The 16,573-nt window shown below is 63.6% G+C and carries 15 protein-coding genes; 11 read left to right on the top strand and 4 right to left on the bottom strand.

What is annotated here, in order from left to right; translation table 11 throughout:
• Positions 1-32: 32 nt before the first annotated feature.
• Positions 33-1,274 carry an NAD(P)/FAD-dependent oxidoreductase gene (locus tag GOB94_RS09700; protein ID WP_182275737.1) on the bottom strand — a complete coding sequence of 414 codons (1,242 nt, stop codon included), beginning with the start codon at positions 1,272-1,274 and terminating at the stop codon, positions 33-35.
• Between the two features lie 37 nt (positions 1,275-1,311).
• The gene (locus GOB94_RS09695) at positions 1,312-3,030 is read right to left on the bottom strand and encodes an NAD-dependent malic enzyme (RefSeq protein WP_182275736.1); all 1,719 of its coding nucleotides are present in this window, start codon (positions 3,028-3,030) and stop codon (positions 1,312-1,314) included.
• A gap of 129 nt (positions 3,031-3,159) precedes the next feature.
• Between GOB94_RS09695 and msrA the strand changes: the two genes are divergently transcribed.
• From msrA to GOB94_RS09665, 6 genes are all read left to right on the top strand, one after another.
• On the top strand, positions 3,160-3,858 hold the full coding sequence (gene msrA / locus GOB94_RS09690) for a peptide-methionine (S)-S-oxide reductase MsrA (RefSeq protein WP_182275735.1): 699 nt from the start codon (positions 3,160-3,162) through the stop codon (positions 3,856-3,858).
• Positions 3,859-3,991: 133 nt separating this feature from the next.
• Positions 3,992-4,510 (top strand): heme-degrading domain-containing protein, encoded by a 519-nt coding sequence (locus GOB94_RS09685; RefSeq protein WP_182275734.1) that lies wholly within the window; start codon positions 3,992-3,994, stop codon positions 4,508-4,510.
• 451 nt (positions 4,511-4,961) lie between these two features.
• Complete coding sequence (locus GOB94_RS09680; protein WP_182275733.1) at positions 4,962-6,581, top strand: inorganic phosphate transporter; 1,620 nt, start codon at positions 4,962-4,964, stop codon at positions 6,579-6,581.
• Between the two features lie 190 nt (positions 6,582-6,771).
• On the top strand, positions 6,772-7,935 hold the full coding sequence (scpB, locus tag GOB94_RS09675) for an SMC-Scp complex subunit ScpB (RefSeq protein WP_182275732.1): 1,164 nt from the start codon (positions 6,772-6,774) through the stop codon (positions 7,933-7,935).
• A gap of 134 nt (positions 7,936-8,069) precedes the next feature.
• Positions 8,070-8,738 (top strand): Bax inhibitor-1 family protein, encoded by a 669-nt coding sequence (locus tag GOB94_RS09670; RefSeq protein WP_182275731.1) that lies wholly within the window; start codon positions 8,070-8,072, stop codon positions 8,736-8,738.
• A gap of 65 nt (positions 8,739-8,803) precedes the next feature.
• A complete protein-coding gene (locus GOB94_RS09665) occupies positions 8,804-9,322 on the top strand; it encodes a Uma2 family endonuclease (protein ID WP_182275730.1) in 519 nt (172 codons plus the stop codon).
• 55 nt (positions 9,323-9,377) lie between these two features.
• Here GOB94_RS09665 and GOB94_RS09660 read toward each other — a convergent pair whose 3' ends face one another.
• Complete coding sequence (locus GOB94_RS09660; RefSeq protein WP_182275729.1) at positions 9,378-9,788, bottom strand: cupin domain-containing protein; 411 nt, start codon at positions 9,786-9,788, stop codon at positions 9,378-9,380.
• Between the two features lie 125 nt (positions 9,789-9,913).
• Here GOB94_RS09660 and GOB94_RS09655 point away from each other — a divergent pair, with 125 nt between their 5' ends.
• From GOB94_RS09655 to GOB94_RS09640, 4 genes are all read left to right on the top strand, one after another.
• Positions 9,914-10,843 carry a pseudouridine synthase gene (locus tag GOB94_RS09655; RefSeq protein ID WP_182275728.1) on the top strand — a complete coding sequence of 310 codons (930 nt, stop codon included), beginning with the start codon at positions 9,914-9,916 and terminating at the stop codon, positions 10,841-10,843.
• A 111-nt stretch (positions 10,844-10,954) separates the two neighbouring features.
• Positions 10,955-11,371: a hypothetical protein gene (locus GOB94_RS09650; protein WP_182275727.1), complete on the top strand. Its 417-nt coding sequence runs from the start codon at positions 10,955-10,957 to the stop codon at positions 11,369-11,371.
• Positions 11,372-11,504: 133 nt separating this feature from the next.
• Positions 11,505-11,909: a hypothetical protein gene (locus GOB94_RS09645; RefSeq protein WP_182275726.1), complete on the top strand. Its 405-nt coding sequence runs from the start codon at positions 11,505-11,507 to the stop codon at positions 11,907-11,909.
• A gap of 165 nt (positions 11,910-12,074) precedes the next feature.
• On the top strand, positions 12,075-12,524 hold the full coding sequence (locus GOB94_RS09640; RefSeq protein WP_182275725.1) for a hypothetical protein: 450 nt from the start codon (positions 12,075-12,077) through the stop codon (positions 12,522-12,524).
• A 74-nt stretch (positions 12,525-12,598) separates the two neighbouring features.
• On the opposite strand, the gene pabB is transcribed toward GOB94_RS09640, so the two are convergent.
• On the bottom strand, positions 12,599-14,377 hold the full coding sequence (pabB, locus tag GOB94_RS09635; RefSeq protein WP_182275724.1) for an aminodeoxychorismate synthase component I: 1,779 nt from the start codon (positions 14,375-14,377) through the stop codon (positions 12,599-12,601).
• 641 nt (positions 14,378-15,018) lie between these two features.
• On the opposite strand from pabB, the gene GOB94_RS09630 reads away from it, so the two are divergent.
• Positions 15,019-16,536 carry a DEAD/DEAH box helicase gene (locus tag GOB94_RS09630; protein ID WP_255483817.1) on the top strand — a complete coding sequence of 506 codons (1,518 nt, stop codon included), beginning with the start codon at positions 15,019-15,021 and terminating at the stop codon, positions 16,534-16,536.
• Positions 16,537-16,573: the final 37 nt, after the last annotated feature.

The following is a 16,573-nucleotide window of genomic DNA, read 5'->3' as shown; positions in this document are numbered from 1 at the left end:
CAACCGCCTTTCTACTCCCTATTCCCCATTCCCTATTCCCCATGTCCTAAAGCTCTCCCCGCCGCCACCCCACTCGCCCACGCCCACTGAAAGTTGTACCCACCCAGCCACCCGGTCACATCCACCACCTCGCCGATAAAGTACAGCCCCGGCACGCGCTTGCTCTCCATCGTGCGCGCGTCCAATTCATTCGTATCAACGCCACCCACCGTCACCTCCGCCTTCACAAACCCCTCACTGCCATCCGGCTTCACCGCCCACGCATGCAGCTCGCGCTCCATCTGTTCGAGCCCCGCATTCGTCCAGTCCCCCGCACCCGCGTCCGCGCGCGCACGGACCCATCGCTCCGCCATGCGCTGCGGCAGCACACCACGCAGCGCCGCATAAAGAGCATCCCAATCACGCCCCGAAGACCGCGCCTGCAGCGGCCGCAGCACTTCCTGACCCGGCGCAACATCAAACACCACCGTCCCTCCCGGCCTCCAGTACGACGACGCCTGCAGCACCGCCGGCCCACTCACCCCACGATGTGTAATCAACAACCGCTCTTTGAAGTTCGGCACCTTCGCGCCTCGTAGCATCCTTTGCGTTTGCATCTCCGCCCTGGCCACCACATCGAACGCCACTCCCGCCAGGTCGCACCAGCGCTCATGGTCTTTCACACCAAACACCAGCGGAACCAGCCCCGCGCGCGGCTCAATCACGTTATGCCCAAACTGCTTCGCCAGCTCATACCCAAACGCCGTCGCGCCCATCTTCGGAATCGACAACCCACCCGTCGCCACCACCACCGCGCCGCACTCAAAGCTCCCCGTGCTGGTCTCCACCACAAACGTGGGTGCCCCATGTCTCGCTTCCGAGACATGGGTTCGAACCGCCCCCACACTCACCCCGCACCGCGTCACCACCCCAGCCTCCGCGCACTCCTTCTCCAGCATCGCCACAATCTGCCGTGCGCTGTCATCACAAAATAGCTGCCCCAGCGTCTTCTCGTGATACTTGATCCCATGCTTCTCCACCAGCGCCACAAACTCCGCAGGAGTAAACCCCGCCAGCGCGGACTTCGCAAAGTGCGGGTTCTCACTCAAAAAGTTCTCCGCCTTCGCATGGATGTTCGTAAAGTTGCACCGCCCCCCACCGGAGATCAATATCTTCCGTCCCACGCGATCGCCATGGTCCAGCAGCAGCACGCGCTTGCCGCGCCGTCCGGCCTCGAAAGCACACATCATCCCCGCAGCGCCCGCGCCCAGCACCACCACGTCATAAACCTGCATCGTTAACTCCGCCCGTTGTCCACCAAGTCTAACTGCGCTACCGCCGCCGCTTGTACGGCAGATACACCGGCTCCCAAACCCCCGCGCGCAGCGACTCCACAAACGCCTCGCCCTTAACCGCCGCGAGCCCTTCCAGCGCCGCCTGCCGCCCCACCGCCACGGCCACACTCATCGACACCTTCCGCAGGCTCTCCAACGGCGGCAGCAGCGCACCACTCGCATCCTCGCGCGTCGGCGACAGCCGCGCCAGCGCCTCCGCCGCGGCCATAACCATCCCATCGCTCACACGCTTCGTCCGAGCATGCACAATCCCCAGCGCCAGCCCCGGAAAGATATACGAGTTGTTCGTCTGCGCAATCGCAATCGTTCGCCCCTCATACTCCACCGGCGCAAACGGACTGCCCGTACCCACAATCGCCCGGCCTTCGCTCCACGCAATCACATCCGCGGGCGTCGCCTCGCAACGGCTCGTCGGATTCGACAGCGGCAGCACCACTGGCCGCACCACGCCACGAGCCATCGCCCGCACAATCTCTTCACTGAACGCCCCCGGCTGCCCCGAAACTCCAATCAGCACCGTCGGCTTCACCCGCTCCACCACCTCCAGCAGCCCAATCCGTCCTTCGCCGTCTCGCTGCCAGCCTTCAACCTCCACATGCGTCCGCGTATACCCACCCTGCTCCAGCCGCACACTCGGCATCCACTCCACCAGCAGGCCATCTTTATCGACAGCCCAGAACCGCCGCCGCGCCTCGACCTCACTCAACCCGGCCTTCACCAGCGCCTGCGTCAGCAGCCCCGCAATCCCCAACCCCGCCGACCCGAAACCGAGCACCGCAAACCGTTGCTCGGTCAGCGGCACGCCGGTCGCATTCACCGCAGCCAGCACCGTCGCCACCGCCACCGCGGCCGTCCCCTGAATATCGTCATTAAAACTAGGCAGCACATCGCGATACCGCCCCAGCAGCTTCGCCGCATTCGTCCCTGCAAAATCTTCCCACTGCAGCAGCACATGCGGCCAGCGCTTCTTCACCACCTGCACAAAGCGGTCAACGAACTCGTCGTACTTCGCCCCACGCACGCGCGGCTCTTTCCACCCCAGATACAGCGGGTCATTGATCCGCTCCGCATTGTCCGTCCCCACATCCAGAAACACCGGCAGACACTGCAGCGGATGGATCCCGGCCAGCGCCGTATAAAGCGCCAGCTTCCCAATCGGAATCCCCATCCCACCCGCACCCTGATCGCCGAGCCCCAGTATCCGCTCACCATCCGACACCACAATGCAGCGCACGCCGTCATACCGCGGATGCCCCAGTATCTGCCCAATCCGCTCCATGTTTGGATAGCTCAAAAACACGCCGCGCGGCTTCCGCCAGATCTCGCTGAACCGCTCGCACCCCACACCCACCGACGGCGTATAAACCACCGGCAGCATCTCCGCGATGTTCCTTGTGATCAGCGCATAGAACAGCGTCTCATTCACATCCTGCAGATCGCGCATGAACGTGTAGCGCGCAAACTGCGCATCATGGCTCTGATCGTCGGCAGGCGCGATCGCACGGAACGCCTTCATCCGCCGGGCAACTTGTTGGTCCAGCGTCCCCACCTGCGGCGGCAGCAGCCCATGCAGGCTGAACTCATCGCGCTCGCTCTCAGGAAACGCCGTGCCTTTATTGAAGATCGGCGTCCCCAACAGCCCCAGCCCTGTCAGCGAGGTCTCCACAAACTCCGGATTCGCACGTTGCCGAGCCATCGCACCATTCTATCTACCTCATCTGCAACATTCACCCCTGGCGCCCTCTACAGCAACCCTGTATCTTCCCAGCAGTTTTGGTGTCTCATAACAGAGAGCGCCATCCACCGCGCCCACCCGAGGTCTCCCATGCAACTTCGCCGTGTCCTCCCACTCTTCGCCTTCGCCGCCATCGTGCTCACTGCCGCGGCTGTCATCACCACAGCCGCCAGCGCCAAGCCCAAGGCTCCCATCCCCGCGCCCACCACCGACGTCCCACTCGCCACAGCGCACGGCACGCAGACAGCGGTCTTCGCCGGCGGCTGCTTCTGGGGAACGCAGGCTGTCTTCGAGCGCGTCAAAGGCGTCACCAAAACCGTCGTAGGCTACTCCGGAGGCACCGCCAACACCGCCACCTACGACGCGGTCACCACCGAAACCACCGGCCACGCTGAGTCCGTCGAAGTCACCTACGACCCCGCCGTCATCACCTACGGCACGCTCCTCCGCATCTTCTTCTCCGTCGCGCACGACCCCACCCAGCTCAACCGCCAGGGCAACGACGTCGGCACCAGCTACCGCTCCGTCATCTTCTACGCCAACGACGACCAGCACCGCCTCGCCACCGCCTACATCGCGCAGCTCGACGCCGCCCACGTCTTCCACGGCAGAATCGTCACCCAGGTCACCCCGCTCAAAGCCTTCTACCGCGCCGAAGAGTACCACCAGGACTACGCCCTCAAGAACCCCGGCAACCCCTACATCCAGGTCTGCGACCGCCCCAAGATCGACGACCTCAAAGCCGAGTTCCCCGACCTCTTCGTCAACTACAAAGGCTCCCGCGACTAACCCCCAAGCATCCGCGCCACGACCCGGTAGCCCGGCCCTTCAGGGCCGGGTCTCATAACTCTCCCTACGAAGAAGTGGCTTTAGCCCCGGGGTTTGCTTCTCGTTTTACCCCACCAGCTACACTACTCACACCATGTCGGACACCGCAGCCCTCGCCAACGACCTCGCCCTCATCGCACAACAGGAAGCCCTCCTACAATTCCCCAGCTTCAACGCGGACACCGCCTGGCAGCTCGGCTCACTCCTCCGCTCCAAACTCATCGAGCGCAAGGCCGGCGGCTCCATCGAGATCGACCTCGCCGGCCACATCCTCTTTAGCTGTACCACCCCCGGCGCCACCCCCGGCCAGGCCGACTGGATTCGCCGCAAGCGCAACGTCGTCCGCCGCTTCGCCCGCAGCAGCTACGCCATCGGCCGCCAGCTCGAGCACGACGGCCAAACCCTCGAAGCCCGCCACGGCCTCGCCCTCACCGACTACGCCACCCACGGCGGCGGCTTCCCCCTCGTCCTCAGAGCCCTCAACCCCTCCGAACCAGCCTCCGGCCTCGTCGGCAGCATCATCCTCAGCGGCCTCCCCCAGCGCGACGACCACGGGCTAGTCGTAGCCGCCATCGCCGAACTCCTCCACATCGACGCACCAACACTGCTCTAACCATCACCTCGCATCTTGTTTTGGCCCTCTTGGTTTTGTCATTCCCGAAGGGAATCTGCGTTTGCTGTTGCTGTTGCCTTTCAGTTTGTCATTCCCCGGAGCGAGGTAGAACAGGAGATATGTTTCACCGCCCACCCACAAAACCCGTCATCTCGACCGAAGCATGACAGCTTCATCGCGAAGGCACTCCCGCCGACCTCCCGCCCGGCGCACTCGTCACCCTCACCGACAGCCGCCAGCTTCCGCTTGAGGCGCGCCTCGTCTCCCGCACCCCCGCACTCACCCGCGACTAATACCTCGCCGACCTCCGCACCCGCATCCACTTTGCCCTCTCTCGGCCCTTCCTCCCCAAAAATTACAGCCCATTCACACAGCAGCAACAACTGCCGCTCTACTCTGGTCGCGTTCAGCACTTCAATCCCCCTAGTGTTTCGAAGGCGAATCGTCAGCTATGTCCACACCTGCGGTAACTCCTCCTGCTCCCAAGTCCATCCTCGACGAAAAGCTCGAAAAATCCTCCGTCGGCAAATGGGGTGTCCTCGTCTTTGTCGGGATGCTCGTCATCGGCATCGGTTACATTGCCACGCAGCTCTTCGGCGATCTCTCCGTCGTCCACTACTCTTCGATTTTCCCGTTCCTTCTGCTCGGCGTCGCCCTCCTCATCGCGCTTGGTTTTGAGTTCGTCAACGGCTTCCACGACACCGCCAACGCCGTCGCCACTGTCATCTACACGCACTCGCTTGAGCCTCACATCGCCGTCGTCTACTCCGGCATCATGAACTTCATCGGCGTACTCCTCAGCTCCGGTGCGGTCGCCTACTCGGTCATCGTCCTTCTGCCCGTCGAGCTCATCCTCAAGGTCAGCTCCGGCGCCGGCTTCGCCATGGTCTTCGCGCTGCTGATCGCGGCCATCCTCTGGAACCTCGCTACCTGGTACAAGGGCCTGCCCGCCTCCAGCTCGCACACCATGATCGGCTCCATCATCGGCGTCGGCATCGCCAACCAGATCATGCAGGGCAACAGCGGCACCGCTGGTGTCGACTGGTCGCAGGTACAGAAGGTCTTCTCCGCACTCTTCTGGTCGCCGGTCATCGGCTTCGGTGCGGCCTTCGTGCTCTTCCTGCTCTTCAAGCTCCTCGCCCGCGACCCCCGCCTCTACAAGGCGCCCGAAGGTACAGCGCCGCCGCCGTTCTACATCCGCATCCTGCTCATCCTCACCTGCGGCGGAGTCAGCTACGCGCACGGCTCCAACGACGGACAGAAGGGCATGGGCCTCATCATGCTCATCCTCGTCGGCACCGTCCCCACCGCCTACGCGCTCAACCACGCCGTCACCCCCAAGGACACCCAGACCTTCGTCGCCGTCTCCACGCAGACCGCGGACATGCTCAACAACTACGTCACCCCCACCGCCACCGTCGGCGACGCGGAACCCGAACTCGAGCACTTCGTCTCCACCAAGACCTTCGAGCCCGCCGTCGTCACCGCCCTCCAGCAGGAGGTCACCGACATCCGCAACGAAGTCACGCTCTACCACACGCTCAAGGGTGTACCCACCAACCAGCAGGCCAATGTCCGCAACCAGATGTACCTCACCAGCGAGACGCTCCGCCTGCTGCCCAAAGCCAAGGGCGCTCCTAAGTTCTCCGACGCCGACAACGCCGTCCTCGCCAACTACAGGAAGTTCCTCGACACCTCGACCAAGTTCATCCCCACCTGGGTCAAGGTCGCCGTCGCGCTGGCTCTCGGCCTCGGCACCATGGTCGGCTGGAAGCGCATCGTCGTTACCGTCGGCGAAAAGATCGGCAAAACCCACATGACCTACGCCCAGGGCGCCTCGGCCGAGCTCGTCACCATGGCCACCATCCTCGGCGCCGACCGCATCGGAGTCCCTGTCAGTACCACGCACATCCTGAACTCCGGCGTGGCGGGCACTATGGCCGCCAACCGCAGCGGCCTCCAGCTCTCCACCGTCCGCGACATCGCCCTGGCCTGGATCTTCACCCTCCCGGCCGCAGCCCTGCTCTCCGGCGGCCTCTTCTTCCTCTTCAACAAACTGGCCGGCCATTAAACGATCACCGTCTCACCTCCCCCCCAAAAAGCCCGGACACTCCGTCCGGGCTTTTCCGTTTTTACTACTCCCTACTCCCTATTCCCTACTCCCTGCTTCCCCCTATTTCCTCCCCGTTATCCACACTCGCCCCGCCAGCGCCCCGGGTTGATACACTCAACCCTGCACCGTTTTCTCTTTAAGCCATCGCATGAGCCTCAAAGCCAAAATAGAAGCCGTCATCTACGCCTCCGAAGAACCTGTCACGCTTGCGCAACTCATCGGCCTGCTCGGTGAAGAGGGCCAGGCCGAGCTGGACACGCTCGCCTCCAACCAGCTCTCGCTCGACACCGAGTCCTTCGCGCAAAACGAAGCCGCGGAGATCGAAGAGGAGACCGCCGCGGAGTCTGACGAAGAGACCGCCGCCGAAGACGAAGGCCCCGCCGATCCCGACGCCTTGAACGCCGAGATCCTCGACACTACCGAAGACTCTCCAGACACCACCGAAACTTCCCCTGAGTCCACCACAGATGTGTCATCTCGACCGGAGTCCGCGCCTTCTGCGGACGCAGCGGAGAGACCTGCAGTTGAACCCGGCGACGAAGCCTCCGCGACTGACACCCCGGCCCCCGACGCTAAGTCCCTCGCCGCCGCCGAAAAACTCCGCGCCCGCAAGCTCCGCGACTACTTCCGTTCGCTCCTCGACCAACTCATCGCCGACTACGCCGTCGCTGACCGCGGCTTTGAGATCAAGGAAGTCGCCTCCGGCTTCCGCTTCGCCACCAAGCCCGAGTACCACGACGCCGTCCGCGGCTTCGTCAAGTCCCTCAAGCCGCCGCTAAAGCTCTCCCTCCAGGCGCTCGAAACTCTCGCCGTCGTCGCCTACAAGCAGCCCATCACCGCACCCGAGGTCTCCGAGATCCGCGGCGTCGAGTCCGCCGGCACCCTCGGCTCGCTGCTCACCCGCAAGCTCATCGCCACCGCCGGCCGCAAGCAGGTCATCGGCCGCCCCATCCTGTATAAGACCACCAAGGACTTCCTCCTTCGCTTCGGGCTCAAAGACATCAACGAGCTTCCCAGCATCGAAGAGTTCGAGCGCATGGCCGGCGAGCTCAACGAGGCTGTCCAGGAGGAGATCCAGATGGAAGAGCACCAGGCTTCGGATATAGAACTGTCATCTCAATCGGAGTCCGCGCCTTCTGCGGACGGAGTGGAGAGACCTGCAGATGAACCCGCCCCGGAGTCCGGCGGCTCCCCCGCCCTCGACGAGCTCAACGCCGTCCCCGAGCCCACCCACACGCTCCACGAAACCCCCGAAGACCTCATCTCCGACAAGTCCACCCACCCCGAAGGCACCAAGCAGGAAACCGAGTAGCCACCCACTCCCGTGGCGAAACTCCGCTCACTCTGCGCCCTTCGCGGGAGGTCTTTGCTCTACCGCCCCTTGAGCCACTCTCGCTCACGTTTCAACCTCCCCGGCGTATCATAGACACAGAGAGGTAAGACGCCATGTATCCCGGAACCCGTTCCAATCCCATCATCATCGAAGGCCGCACCCAGGCCACCACCTCGCTGCTGGGTAAGGTTCTGCTCATCTCCTCACTCGGCTTCTTCGTCTCCGGCGTCGGCATCTTCCTCGCCCCGGCGTTTTACTCCACCGGAGTCTTCTGGCTCTGCGTCATCGCCAGCTTCCTGCTCATCTTCGCCGTCCGCGCCACCCGCAAGAACCCGCCCGTCGCACTCGGCCTCTTCCTTCTGCTCGCGCTGGTCATGGGTTTTGAGATCGCCCCGTGGATCATGACGCTGCTCCACACCGGCCACATCGACGTCGTCTTCAACGCCGCACTCACCACGGCCGTCGGCATGGGCGTGCTCGGCCTCGGCGCACAAATCTTCAGCTTCGACTACCGCAAGGTCGGCAGTTACGCCTTCGCCGCTCTGCTGGGACTCATCATCATCGGCGTCCTCGGCATGTTCTTCCACTTCGTCTCGCCCGGCCTCTACGCCTGGGCCACGCTGGCCATCTTCTCCGTTCTGCTCGTAGTCGACTTCATGCGCATCCGCAACGGCGGTGACGGCGCCACCGCCGTCGAGCTCGCTCTCAGCATCTACCTCGACGGCCTCAACATCTTCATCGCCCTCACCGAGATCTTCTCCGGCGGCAGCCGTCGTCGCTAAGCGCTGCGATTCGTCTTGGCAACCATCCGCTCCGGGCGCATAATCGCTGCATAGGAGGCACCTCCATGGCGACGACACCCTCGCTGCTCACCATCGAGCAATACCTCCGCACCAGCTACCATCCCGACGCCGATTACGTGGACGGCGAAATCGAGGAACGCAACTTGGGCGAGTACGAGCACGCAAAGATCCAGACTCTCATCGCGGTCATCTTCACCCTCAACCAGAAGCAGTGGCACACCAACGCCATCGTCGAGCAGCGCATCCGTGTCGCAGGCGCCCGCGTCCGCATCGCCGACATCGCCGTCCTCCGCGCCGACGCCCCGCGCGAATCCGTCACCCTCACCCCACCGCTCATCTGCATCGAGGTCCTCTCCCCCGAAGACCGTCTCCCCCGCGCCGAGCTCGTTCTGGCCGACTACCGCTCCATGGGCGTCGAGAACATCTGGCTGGTCGATCCTATGCGCCGCGTCGCCTACACCTTCGACGCCAACGGCCTGCACCTCGCCGACGCCACCCGGCTCACTGTCCCCAACACCCCCATCCACCTCGACCTCACTGAGGCCTTCGCCGCCCTGGACTAATCTTCTCCGCGTCGCTCCCACAAACCAGGTACCCCGAGGCTTCAGCCTCGGGTCTTTACTCCCACACCGCATCCGGCAGGTTCACCACAATCGGCTCCGGAGTGCTCCGCACCACCACCCACCGGAATGCCTCCGTTGCCGACGGATTGATCTCCTGGTGCACCACCCACGCCGGCACATGCACAAAGTCCCCCGCGCGCACCGTCGCGGACTCCCCGCCGCGCTCACCCCACTTCACCAGCGCCTCGCCCTCCAGCACATACACCACCGTCTCCTGCTCTCCGTGGTGATGGATGCCCGTCTTCGCGCCCGGTTCAACGAGAAACGTCCCCGCCCACATCCCAGTCTCGATACCTTGCGCCCTCGAAACCGCCGCCATCCGCTGCGACCCCGACGTCTGCGCCGTCCCCGCGCTCTGTTCTTCGGGACGCACTACCTGAATCGAACCCGCCTTCGCATCGCTCATACCCAATAGATTCTCCCGCACACCGATAGGACGCATCCCCGCGCGCCAGCTACACTGATAACTGCGCGCCTCCACGGCGCCGCACGACCGCGACGAGCACCTCCGCAGTCAGAAAGCCATCCATCATGACCCCCAAGCCCCTCAAGCAGGCTGAAGACGCCCCCCGCGGCGACCGCCTGCAAAAGATCCTCGCCCAGGCAGGCATCGCCTCCCGCCGCGCCGCCGAGCAGATCATCCTCGAAGGCCGCGTCCAACTCAACGGAACGACGGTAACAACCCTCGGTACCCGCGCCGACCTCTCCCGCGACCACGTCCGTGTCGACGGCAAGCTTCTCCACGGCCCCGAACCCACCAAGTACTACATGGTCAACAAGCCCCGCGGCTACGTCACCACACTCGACGACCCCGAGCACCGCCCCACCGTCATGCAGCTGCTCGGCGAAGACCGCCAGAAAAAGCAGATCGGCGAGCACTCCAAACTCCCGCGCCTCTACCCCGTCGGCCGCCTCGACTACCTCAGCGAAGGCCTCCTGCTGATGACCAACGACGGCGACCTCGCCAACAAGCTCTCCAAGGCCGCAACCGGCGTGCTCAAGACCTACCTCGTCAAGGTCAGCGGCGCGCCCACCGCGCAAGCCATCGAGCAGCTCCGCCACGGCATCATGATCGACCGTGGCCGCCTCGCCGACACACGCAGTTCAGGCCGGCGCGACCGCGTCCTCACGCAGCCCGCCAAGATCGAACAGGTCCGCTCCGGCGAGAACCCCTGGTACGAGGTCACGCTCACCGAAGGCCGCAACCGCCAGCTCCGCAAGATGTTCGAAGAGATCGGCCACCACGTCGAAAAGATCCGCCGCATCGGCTACGGCGCACTCACCCTCGACGTCCCGCCCGGCGCCTTCCGCGAGCTCACCCAGGGCGAGGTCCAGGCCCTCAACCGCGCCGCCGCCGGCAAGAAAGTCGAGCGCAAAAAAGTCCTCCCCGAGGCCGCCCAGCTCAAGAAACCTGTCCCGCCCCGCCGCAAGCGCACCGCTCCCACGCGTCGTCCGCGCTGAATTTTCATCGAAAATCGGCGTTCGCGCAGACAACATATCGCCTCGCGAACGCCTCTTACTTCAAGCGACACCTTTACATTGTCCCGAACCCGAACTTTGAGGTGAAACAGAATGCGACTTTCGAAATCTATCTTCAGCGCCATCGCCATCCTCGGCCTTGGCGTCCTTGCGGCTCCTGCCGCCGCTCCCGCTCAGATCTCCGTCGGCATCAACATCGGCAATCCGCCGTCCTGCCCCTACGGCTACTACGACTACGCCCCTTATAACTGCGCGCCCTACGGCTACTACGGTCCCGAGTGGTTCAACGGCGGCGTCTTCATCGGTGCCGGCCGCTGGTTCCACGGCCCTAAGAACTTCCACGGCTCCGTCAATAACCGTTACGACCCCCGCCACGGCTACCACGGCGCCATGCCCTCACGCGGCGCCAGACCCGAGCCGGGCCGCTCTGGCCCTCCGAAAAACTTCCACGGCAATGAGACCCACGACAACGCCGGCCACGTCGTCAACGACCACGGTCACGGCCACTAAAAACCCGTTCTCACCCTGATCGAAAACCCTTGCGGCAGCCCCCCTGCCGCAAGGGCTCTTTACTTTCATTTACACCTTCGCCAGCAACCTCTGGCAACAATTCCGCCTCTTAAAGGCTTGATTGGAGGTTCCCATGCGTGGAATCAAGTACCTCTTCGCCGCCATCATCGCCGCGGCTCTCTTCGTGCTTCCTGCCCACAAGGCCGAAGCCCAGGTCACCTTCGGCGTCAACATTGGTGGCCCAGCGCCCATTTGTCCCTACGGCTACTACGGCTATGCGCCTTACAACTGCGCGCCCTACGGCTACTACGGCCCCGAGTGGTTCTCGAACGGCATCTTCGTCGGTGCTGGTCCCTGGTGGCACGGTCATGGCCACTTCTATGGCCACGTCAACCGCGCCTTCGATCCCCGTTACGGCTATCGCGGCGGCTTCCCGGCCCGCGGAGGTCACTACCGGGAGCCCGCCGACCACTGGCACAGCTTCCACGGCAACAACCGCGCCGACGAGCACGGCGGCTACCATGGCCACGGTCGCTAAACGCCAACTATCGTTCTCAACTCAGGCGGGGCCTTCGGGCCTCGCCTTTCTGTATCCGCCTGCATGAATTTCCACGCAACACATGGCCTTTCAGGAATATAGTCACCGCTGGCACAACTTCCTGTGTCAAACTGACAACTTACTCTTACTACTCTGAGGCCCGTCATGAAAAAGTTCCTATTCGCGCTGACCGCAGCCTTCGCGCTGACGTTCATCCTCCCTGCGCCCAAAGCGGATGCGCAGGTCTCATTCGGTATCAACATCGGCGAGCCGCCGGTCTGCCCATACGGCTACTACGGCTACGCACCCTACAACTGCGCACCCTACGGCTACTACAGCGACGACTGGTTCGACAACGGCGTCTTCATCGGCGCTGGCCGCTGGTACCACGGTCCGGCGCACTTCTACGGACACGTCAACCGCTCCTTCGATCCCCGTTACGGCTACCATGGCGGCTACCCTGCGCACGGCGGCTACCATGAGCCTGCAGACCACTTTCAGAGCTTCCACGCCACGCACCGTGCCGACCCCCGCGGCAACTACCGCGCCGACGACCACACCCATGGCACCGCCAACGACCGCGGTGCCCGCGGCGGCGGCGGTCACGGTCACTAAATCGACCGTCACTAGCGACGCGGCGCTATTTTAGCGAATAGTAAAAATTTCGCGGGTGCCCTTGTTGCAACCTCTCAGGCTCCGGCGATTCGTGGAGCTGCAGCCAGCCATTCTCGCTGCAGCTCCACTCGGCGCAAACCCCGTACCGCATTCATCAGATAGATTTCGTCAGCGCCCCACAGCTCATCCACATGGATGTCCTGTTCCAGAACCTCCGACTGCGTTGCCAGCAGGTGCTCCCGATAGACCCCCGGCAATATCCCCGCGGAAAGCGGCGGCGTGCGCCACAGACTCCCATGACGAACGAGAACGTTATGGATCGATCCTTCCGTAACCATTCCATGCTCGTTCAAAAAAACGGCATCCACACAACCAACCTTCTGCGCCACGCGGAGCGCCCATTCATAGTGGGCTCTCCGTGTGGTCTTGTGTTGCAGCCATGCGTCGGAGGCCCGCATCGGCTCAGGCCACAGCCGCGCATGCAACACTGCTGAAGTCTCCTCCTCCAACGGCATCGCACTCACCCGGCAAACACCCGCGGCATTCATCGTCATCCGTAGCTTCCACGCTCTGTCCGTTGTCAGCCCGTCCGCACACTCTGCAATCGCCCGCTGCGCCGACTGGCGCTCGAACGAAAAGCCGAAGAACTTCGCCGAACGCTCCATGCGCCTCAAATGCAGCTCCAGCAGCGCGCACTCCCCTGCCTCCCAGCGCAGGCTCTCAATCAGCTCGAACGAGCGGTCACGCAGAAACTCCGCCTTCAGCAGGCACTCCTCAAACTCCGCATCCGCATCCGACCCCGCAGTCACTCCCGCCCCCACTCCCATCGAAAGGCGCCCCTGTTCCAGCACAGCCGTTCGAATCCCTACACTGAAGACAGCATCCCCACCAGGCCTGATGTATCCGATCGCCCCCGTGTACACACCGCGATCTCTGCCCTCCAGCTCACGAATGATCTGCATCGTCCGGACCTTCGGCGCTCCCACGATAGAGCCGCAGGGAAACAGGGCGCGAAACAGCTCATAGAAGCTCATCTCCTCTCGCAACTCCCCCACAACCGTCGAAGTCATCTGCAGCAGAGACGGATGACGCTCCACCTTGAACAGGTCCTCGACGCGCACCGAGCCCATCTCCGCGATGCGGCCTATGTCGCTGCGCAGCAGGTCCACAATCATCACGTTCTCGGCGCGGTTCTTCTCGTCCAGAGCAAGCGCAGCCGCCAACCGGTCATCTTCAGCCGCATCCAGCCCTCGCCGGGACGTCCCCTTCATCGGACGTACGCGCAGCTCGCGGCCTTTGCGTTGAAAGAACAGCTCCGGCGATGCGGAGAGCACGACCCGGCCAGCGACATTCAGCATCGCGCCAAACTCCACCGGCTGCCTCTGCATCATGTGCGCGAACAGCACCTCCGCGCCTTGTGAATATGCAGCTTCGACGCGGCAGGTCAGATTGACCTGGTAGGTGTCTCCCTCCGCGATCCACTGTTGTATCCGCTTGAACTGCTCCGTGAACCGCTCCGGAGACAACGACAACGCCACATCCGTCAGGCCACACGCACTCTCTTCTGCAGCAGACGGCACAGGCGAGACCGGCGCGCGATACACACCAAAGGCGGCGAGCGGAAGGCCCTCCGGCGCCTCAAAGTCCGCCGCCGCCGAGGGTTCCCAGTGATAGCCGCACTCATAGCCGAGATATCCGGCAACCCAGAAGCCATCGGCAACGGCCTGCTCGATCGCCGCGAAGGCCTCGGGAATCTCCTCCAGCCTCCGAATCTCAATCCACTGAACTGGGTGCTCGAAGAAATACGAGCAGGCGGGTTCCGCTCCGGCGTTCTGCGCGCTCTCGAAGAGCATCGCTCTTGACTCCCGCGCCACTTGCCTCCGGCAGTCCCCCATGGAAATAGCTGACTCTGATCGCTTCATGACCTCCTTGAGTGTAGGACAGCGGCCAAAGCGATCCATCTCGTCCGCCACCCCTGCGCGCCCTACCCGTTCGCTACCAGGACTTTGCAGGAAGCTCCTTCCCTTCATAGACCTTCACAAGTCCGCCTTCAACCACAGTCTTGTCAGGCCTTTGAATCGAAAAGTATACGGGGGGACACCCCCACCCTGCACACGAAAACCCGCGAACCACGCGCCCGCTGGCATATCTGTGGTATCCTTACCGTGTGTATGAGAAATACACGAGGCACCGCGGGCAGATGACTCCCAATGGATTCGAGTCTGGCCAGAGACCGCGAGCGCCCATCACCGCACCATCCTCTTCCACCGCGCACCACAGTCACGATGTTTCACAAGCGCGTTGGTTGCTCTGGCTCGTAGGTCGAACCACTGGGTTCTTCCTCGCCGTGCAGCAGCAGTGCTTCCCAACAGGGCCTCCATCGTGGATGTCGCAAAGGCAATGCTGAAACCCGAATCCATAGCGCATACTGCGTGCCTCGGCCCGCTTCGCGTTACTGCATTCCTCCGCCTCTTACCCACTTATAAGGAAACCCTTGTCTACTTCTACACTTACTCTTGATTCCATTCTGAACCCCGAGCCCCTCAAAGTCGCTCGCACCATCAAAGCCACCGCAGAGACCACCAACACTGTCACCTTCACCGACTTCGACATCTCGGACTCGCTGAAGGCCCGTCTCTCCGCCGCCGGCTTCATCACCCCGACGCCCGTCCAGGCCGGCGCAATCCCGCCCGCCATCGAAGGCGACGACATCCTCGCCACCGCCAGCACCGGCACCGGCAAGACCCTCAGCTTCCTCATCCCCATGATCGAGCGCCTTGAGGAGATCTCCGTTGCCAGCACGCGCGGCAAGAAGACCCCGGTTCTCGCTCTCATCCTGCTCCCCACCCGCGAGCTCGCCATGCAGGTGCTCGAGCAGTTCCACAAGATCTGCCCCACCCAGAAGTCCGACGCCGTTCTCGTCTGCGGCGGCCTCTCCGAGAACACGCAGATCGAGCAGATCAGCCGCGGCCCGCGCCTCATCGTCGCCACCCCCGGCCGCCTCGAAGACTTCCTCCGCCGCAAGGCCGTCAACCTCCGCGACGTCGACATGCTCGTCCTCGACGAGGTCGACCGCATGTTGGACATGGGCTTCCTGCCCGCCATCCGCCGCATCGTCGCCGCGCTCCCCAAGGACCGCCAGACCATGTGCTACTCCGCCACCCTCGACGCCAACATCCGCGAGGTCGTCAAGGACTACGTCGTCGACCCCGTCCGCATCGAGATCGGCACCACCTCCAAGCCCTCTGACCGTGTCGAGCTCCGCGTCTACACCGTCATGCAGGACCAGAAGCTCTCCCAGCTCGACAAGATGCTGAACGAAGAAGAGGGCACCTACCTCGTCTTCTCGCGCACCAAGCACGGTGCCGACCGCATCGGCCGCAAGCTCGAAAAGCTCGGCCACACCACGGAGATCATCCACGGCGATCGCTCGCAGTCGCAGCGCACCGCCGCTCTCAAGGCCTTCTCACTGGGCAAGAGCCGCGTCCTCGTCGCCACCGACGTCGCCGCTCGCGGCATCGACATCTCCAACATCGCGCACGTCGTCAACTACGACCTGCCCAACGGCTCGGACGACTTCGTCCACCGCATCGGCCGCACCGGCCGCGCGGGCGCCAAGGGCGTTGCGACCACCTTCGTCACCCCGCTCGAAAAGGGCGACGCCCGCAAGCTTGAGCGCGAGCTGAAGATCCAGTTCCAGTGGCATGAGGCCGACAAGAACCTCGCCAAGGAAGAGCGCAACAAGCCGCTCGACCTGAACACCGCCTCGGGTTCCGGTCTCGACGCTCTCCTCCAGATGGAGACGCGCAGCTGGAAGAACGCCGACGGCACCGTGAACGAGTCCTCCGACGCGGCTCCTGCCCGCCCCTACAACAAGGGCCGCAACGGCAGCGCTCGTGGTGGCCGCAGCGGCTCTGGCGGCGGACGCAGCCAGGGCAACCGCCCCCACGGCGGCAACGCCGGCCGTCCCGCAGGCCGCCGCTCCGGCGGCAGCAGCTCCCGCGGTCGCTAACCAAATCAATCGCACCAACAGCAAAGGGCGGGGATTT

The sequence above is a fragment of the Granulicella sp. 5B5 genome (assembly GCF_014083945.1).
In the GTDB taxonomy this organism is placed as follows: domain Bacteria; phylum Acidobacteriota; class Terriglobia; order Terriglobales; family Acidobacteriaceae; genus Granulicella.
The sequence above is the reverse complement of the archived record's forward strand: the minus strand, read 5'-3'. Positions and strand labels throughout refer to the sequence as shown.